The 5,802-nt window shown below is 63.4% G+C and carries 6 protein-coding genes; 3 read left to right on the top strand and 3 right to left on the bottom strand.

What is annotated here, in order from left to right:
* Window positions 1-59: 59 nt before the first annotated feature.
* On the top strand, window positions 60-1,739 hold the full coding sequence (locus tag DBR23_RS03425) for a cell wall metabolism sensor histidine kinase WalK (RefSeq protein WP_108497326.1): 1,680 nt from the start codon (window positions 60-62) through the stop codon (window positions 1,737-1,739).
* Window positions 1,740-1,814: 75 nt separating this feature from the next.
* On the opposite strand, the gene DBR23_RS03420 is transcribed toward DBR23_RS03425, so the two are convergent.
* From DBR23_RS03420 to DBR23_RS03410, 3 genes are all read right to left on the bottom strand, one after another.
* Window positions 1,815-2,396, bottom strand: coding sequence for an EF-hand domain-containing protein (locus DBR23_RS03420; RefSeq protein WP_108497325.1), 582 nt, complete (start codon window positions 2,394-2,396; stop codon window positions 1,815-1,817).
* Window positions 2,397-2,583: 187 nt separating this feature from the next.
* Window positions 2,584-3,420, bottom strand: coding sequence for a sensor histidine kinase (locus DBR23_RS03415; protein ID WP_146191217.1), 837 nt, complete (start codon window positions 3,418-3,420; stop codon window positions 2,584-2,586).
* A gap of 97 nt (window positions 3,421-3,517) precedes the next feature.
* A complete protein-coding gene (locus DBR23_RS03410; RefSeq protein WP_108497323.1) occupies window positions 3,518-4,336 on the bottom strand; it encodes a response regulator transcription factor in 819 nt (272 codons plus the stop codon).
* 475 nt (window positions 4,337-4,811) lie between these two features.
* Between DBR23_RS03410 and DBR23_RS03405 the strand changes: the two genes are divergently transcribed.
* Both DBR23_RS03405 and DBR23_RS03400 read left to right on the top strand, forming a co-directional pair.
* Window positions 4,812-5,285, top strand: coding sequence for a hypothetical protein (locus DBR23_RS03405; RefSeq protein WP_056062488.1), 474 nt, complete (start codon window positions 4,812-4,814; stop codon window positions 5,283-5,285).
* A 151-nt stretch (window positions 5,286-5,436) separates the two neighbouring features.
* Window positions 5,437-5,802: hypothetical protein (locus DBR23_RS03400; protein ID WP_199227621.1), on the top strand; the 366-nt coding region annotated here is incomplete at its 3' end.

The following is a 5,802-nucleotide window of genomic DNA, read 5'->3' as shown; positions in this document are numbered from 1 at the left end:
TATTAATCATTTATTTGATATAAACAATAAATATAAAACATCGCCATACCGCCCAGACAATGCCCTCATCCCCCTACCCCGTTGGCAACATGCGGCAGGTTCAGATCCGTCTGCTGCAGGGCATCCTGTCAGCCAATGTGGCTTTTGAGTTGCTGTTGCTGGCGGTGGGCACTACCGGGCTGGTTCCCTCCCCAGGGTCGTGGAACCTTGCCCTGGGAACTGGCACCGCGGTCATGATGGCGCTGTGGTGGGCCTTGCGCTGCTGGCCGCGGGTCTATGTTCCGGTGGCACTCATCCAGACCTCCATCGGGCTGGCATTGTTCACCTATGCCCTGTGGCAGCCCCTGGGGCACGAGCTGCGCGCCGTGTGGTTCCTGATCGGAGTGGGCGCGGCATATCTGCTGCTGGGGCGGGCCGCGGGCGTCTGCTATACCGTCCTGACACTGGCGCTGGTAGTGGGTAGCAACGGCATGCAGAGCGCGCCGTATTCGCTGCATGCGCTCATCATCTTCACACTGGCGCTGTCGCTGAGCAGTTTGTGTTTTTACCTTTTCGTCGGTGAAGCCCTCCGCCTGTACCGGCACCTGTCCGAGCGGGACCAGCAGTACACCTTGCTGACCGAGGGCGCCGAAGAGGTCATCTGGCGGATCAACCCCGACATGACGGTGGCGTACGTGAGCCCCGCCGACGAACGGGCGCGCGGCGTGCCCGCCCGCGACGTCATCGGAAGATCCATCTTCAAGGCCCTGACGCCCGAGGGTGCCGAGGCACTGAGACAGGCAGTGCGCGAGCGGCGGCAACTGCTGACGCTGCCCATGCGCTGTGCCAATGGCAGCGTCCGCTGGTTCGAGATGTCCAGCCGCCTGTACCGCGACGCCTCGGGCCAGCCCGCCGGCTACCACAGCATCGGCCGCGACGTGACCGCCCGGCGGGAGCTGGAGCAGGCATTGCAGGCCGAGCGCGAGCATCTGGAGGCCCGGGTCAAGGAACGAACGGCGGCGCTGTCTCTCGCCAAGGAAGCCGCAGAGGCTGCCCTGCGCACCAAGAGCATCTTTCTCGCCAACATTGGGCACGAGCTGCGTACCCCCATGACGCTGATCCTGGGGATGACCGAACTGGTGCGCAACCGCTCGCAGGATGAGCGCCTGAAGCCCGTGCTGAACAACGTGATGGATGCGGCCAAAGGCCTCATGCGCATGCTCAATGACCTGATCGATCTGGCTGCGCTGGAAACACGCCAGGTAGCGTTCCAGTTTGCGCCGCTATCGGTCCCAGAGCTGGCGGCAGATGCGGTGCAACTGCTGGAGCCGCAGGCGCGCCAAAAAGGCTTGCAGATCTTCCTGGCTCTCGATGGCGTGGGCACCGACGCCAGCCACGTGGGGGACGCAGACCGTATTCAGCAGGTGCTGGTCCACCTGCTGGACAACGCCGTGAAATTCAGCCTCTCGGGTCACATCCAGCTGACCCTGGAGACCGAGCAGGACACACCTGATGCGACGGTGTGGCGGCTGCGCGTGACGGACGAGGGGATTGGCATTGCGGCCGGTGACCAGCACCGCATCTTCACGTTGTTCGAACAGGTCGACGGGTCATCCACGCGCAGCTTTGAGGGTGCAGGACTGGGGTTGGCGCTGTGCAAACGCCTCGTCGAGGGCATGGGGGGCAGCCTGGGGGTGGAGAGCGAACCGGGCAAGGGCAGCAGCTTTTGGGTGTCGCTGCCGCTGCCCAAGGTCACCTGATACGGTTCCAGCACCAATACGCGTGCTCACAGCACAGGTGGCATGTAACCGGTGCACCCTTACGGTTCAGGCTGTTCAGGCAGTCCGTGTCGAGGGCGCACGCCGCTCTGCCAGAGCGAACGCCGAAGTCAGCGCTGCAAACTCGTCCTTGGCCACGGTGCCATCGGCGTTACCCGCACGGTCCATCACCTGCAGCACGGCTTGCGCAAACGGATCGCTGCCCGCCTGCTGGCCTTTGGTGCGGGCCAGCCCCTTGAGGAATTCATCGTGGGTGATGACACCATCCTTGTCCGCGTCAAAGCCCGCCGTGAGCTGCTGCTTCTGATCCTCGGTGGCACCAAACCGGGTCAGCAACGCCTGGAAATCGTCCTTGGACACGGCCCCTGCCGCACGGCCACCGGGCAGTGCTGCAGTGGCCTGGCCGGAAGAACGCCCCACGGTCATCCCAGTGCCAGAAAGCTGGCCCTGGGTGGCCAGAGCGCCCTGCCCGGCCATCCCCGCCAGCGTCTGCGCCTCGGGGCTGAGCGTGAGCACGGCCGAGGGCTCGGGCGACGCCGCCTCACCCCCACGCCGCGCGGACGCCTTGCCCGCGCCACTGGAGGCCGCATTGAAAATCATCGACGCCACCGATGCGAGGCCGGAAATGAGAGGGGACATCGCCATGAACTCCTGTGTGGCGACAGCCCGGTACCTTTGACCTGTCCGCAAGTCACCGCATCGCCCAGATGCACCAAGGGTAGCGGGCAGCAGCCCGTACGGTGGGCGAATAAGCCAACAGTTTTCACGCCAGTTTTGCGAATGGACAGCGGGCTGGAGGCTGCGCGCCCGGCAGTCGCACGCGATCCTAGGCACTCCCTCTGCCCGGTATCACCACCCGAATGCAGGTGCCCCCACCCGGACGCTGCAGCACCAGCAAGTCACCGCCCGCCATCTGCGCACGGTGGTTCATGCCTGCCACCCCATGGCCTCCCAGCGGGCTGCCTTCGCCAGCGTGAAGCAGCATGCCGCGCCCGTTGTCGCTGACCTCGGCACACCAGGACTCGGCACCCGCACGGTAACGCACACCCACCGCGACCTCGGTGGCGCCCGAATGCTGCAACACGTTGCTCAATGCCTCCTGAACAATGGCAACCAGGTGCATGGCACTGTCGGCATACGGAAAACTGGACAACGGCGGAATTTGCACATCCCACACCATGCGAACGCCACGTCGATCAAGCACGGGCTGGATGCGGTGCCGAAGCCGGGCCAGGCGGTCAGCAAATGGCTCGTCCGCCGCATCCATGGAGTCCACCACGAGTCGCAGGTCCAGCATGCACTTGTCGAGCAGCGAACGGAGTTCACGCACTGCGGGCGGCTCGGTTTCCAGCAGCGCCATGGCAAAGACCAGTTGTGCGCCCAGGTTGTCATGCAAGTCCTGCGCAATGCGCCGCCGCTCCGCCGTCACCTCGGCACTGGCGCGCAGCCGCAGCCGGGGGCGCCACTGCAGGGCCCGCGGCAATTGCACCAGCAGCAGGGCCCCCAGGCCCACCGAGATCACCAGGGCGGCCAGCTCCCACCATTGCCGATCCGACGGCCTCTCCTCGTCATAGCCATAAAACGCCATCGCAAGGAGCGCCCATTGCAGCAGCCACATGCACATGCAAGCGATGGCGAACAACGGGGGACGTGTGCGAAACACCGCTCAATCCTGGCTTTCTAGGTGGCGTGGGCAACCGAGAGCACACCTGGTGACAGAACATCCCACACACGCGGCAGCAACCACCTGCATCACTCCGTCAAAAGAGCCCCCGCAGCGAGGCGAAGCGCACCGCCTGGGCACGGGTGCGCACCTGCAACTTGCGGTAGATGTTGCGCAAGTGGGTGTTGACCGTCATGCTGCTGATGAGCAGGCGCGCCCCCACCTCGGCGCTGGTGTAGCCGCTGGCCACCATGCGCAGGATTTCCTTTTCCCGTGTGGACAGCCGATCTGCCTCATCGGGCTGCCGTCGCTTGTTTTCGGCCGAATGGGTGCGGTCAAACCGCTGCAGCAACCGCCGCGCCAGGTTGGGGGTGATGGAGGCGCCACCATTGGCCACCTGCAACACGGCTTGCGAATAGTTGCCGAACCACGAGTTCTTGCCCACATACCCCGTGGCCCCCAGTTCGAAGGCCCGCAGGACCTGCTCGTCGTTTTCCATGACCGAGATCACGACCGTCTGGGCTGATGGGCGCACAGGCTTCACGTAGTGCAACAGGTCAAAGGCGTCACCGTCGCCCAGGTTCAGGTCCACCAGGAGCACATCAAAATCGTGATTCTTGATGGCTTTGCGCCCCTCGCGGACACTGCCCGCCTGCGCCACCAGCAGCGTGCGGGCATCGGCCATGAGCTCCTGTGCAATCACCAGGCGGATGTGCGGATCGTCGTCCACCAGCAAGACCCGCACCGGGTTGGCCTCCTGCCCAGTGAGGAAGGCGGGCCAGACCGATGGCGGATTGGAATAGGTTTCAAACCGGCCCGACGGAAGCGATGCAAGGTCGCGCGCACTCTGCTTTGAAAGCAACGCTGAAGACGTCAACGTTTGCGACGGTGTATCAACCTGCCAACTGCTGCTCATGGGTGAACTCCTGCGGACGTGGTGGTGGGCCCCGATGGACTGGGTCTTTCGGTGGACGCATCTGCATGCAACTCTTGCGTTCACATGCATGTTCTCCAACGCACTCATGCCCCTCTGTACGGCAGCGCACACAGTGCGCCAAATAAATTTCAAGGTCCAAATATATTTGGCAATGTTGCCCAAGTAGCAATTGGTTACTACCTGACTTTCTTCGGCCGATCTCATGTGGTGCGGGCGGCCAAGCCGCGCTGGCAAAGGCTTTGCGCGGGTCCAAGGGTTGAACCGCTCCGCTGTATGAGGTAGCCCGCCCGGCGTATTCGCACGAATCGCATCGGCTCGCACACTGAACTCCGACAGCGCCTAACGGCCACCGGTTCTCAAAAAAACCAGGCCTGAAAGCGCCGTCCAACCCCCTCTGCACCGCAGGTTCGCTGCGGTTGCAGCCAGTGTAGAAGTCATCCTTGAAGGATCTGTCATGAAAACCCTTGCTTTCATCACGCTCAGCGTCATCGCCTCCGCCGCCATGGCCACCGGTCCGGTCCCTTCCACTCCGGACATCACCATCACCGGCAATTCCACGCAGTCGGTATCCCTGACGTCGGTGTCCGTCAACAACAACTCGACGGGCTCGAAGAGCGAAGCCTTCCAGAACCTGGCCTCCAACACCGGCAACGTCACCATCAGTGGCAATTCGACCCAGACGGTAACGGGCTTTGGCGGCAATCTGACCAACACCGCCAGCGGCAGCGAAGCCTACGCCAGCCAGAACCTGTCATCCAACGTGGGCGAAGTCACCATCATTGGCAACTCCAGCCAATTCACCTCGATGATCAACTCGTCGGTCAACAACCTCTCCAGCGGCAGCAACAGCAAGGCGGTGCAAAACATCGCCTCCAACAACGCCTGCTTCACCTGCCAGCCCACCAAGCCCGCCGGCTGGCCCTACTGAGATCGGCACCAGCTCGGCTGGTGAATAGACCTGCGAGGGTTTGATTCCGGCAGCACATCAGTGCCCGGATGAGTTCGTGCCAGGGGCACACCGGCAAGGCTGCAAACAGCAGCGCGGGTGGGCCCCTCATTCTCACCATAGGAGGTGTTCCATGAACACATGTTTTCTGGCGCCATGCGCAGCTTTGCTCACGGTCTGCGGCCTGATGCCAGGCCCCGGGTGGGCGCAGGCTCCCGGGGAAGATCCGGTCATCCTGACCAAGAAGCTCTCGGTCCAGATGCAGCCCACAGGGCCAGTGGCAGCCTCGACGGGACTGGACGGCAGCAACACCATGCCATCGTGGCTACGCGCCCGCATCGCCCGCTACGAAGCCAAGGCTTTCTCAGACGACACCACCGGAGTGCTGACCAACAACGACGTGGTCACCACTGCCAATGCACAGGGCATGCAAAAGACCTGCGTCCAGGAGGTGGGCAGCAACACCGTGTCTGCCAACACCACGGGATCGGCCAAGTAC

The organism is Acidovorax sp. HMWF018, from assembly GCF_003061035.1.
Lineage (GTDB): Bacteria > Pseudomonadota > Gammaproteobacteria > Burkholderiales > Burkholderiaceae_C > Acidovorax > Acidovorax delafieldii.
This window is presented reverse-complemented; position numbering and strand designations above follow the sequence as displayed.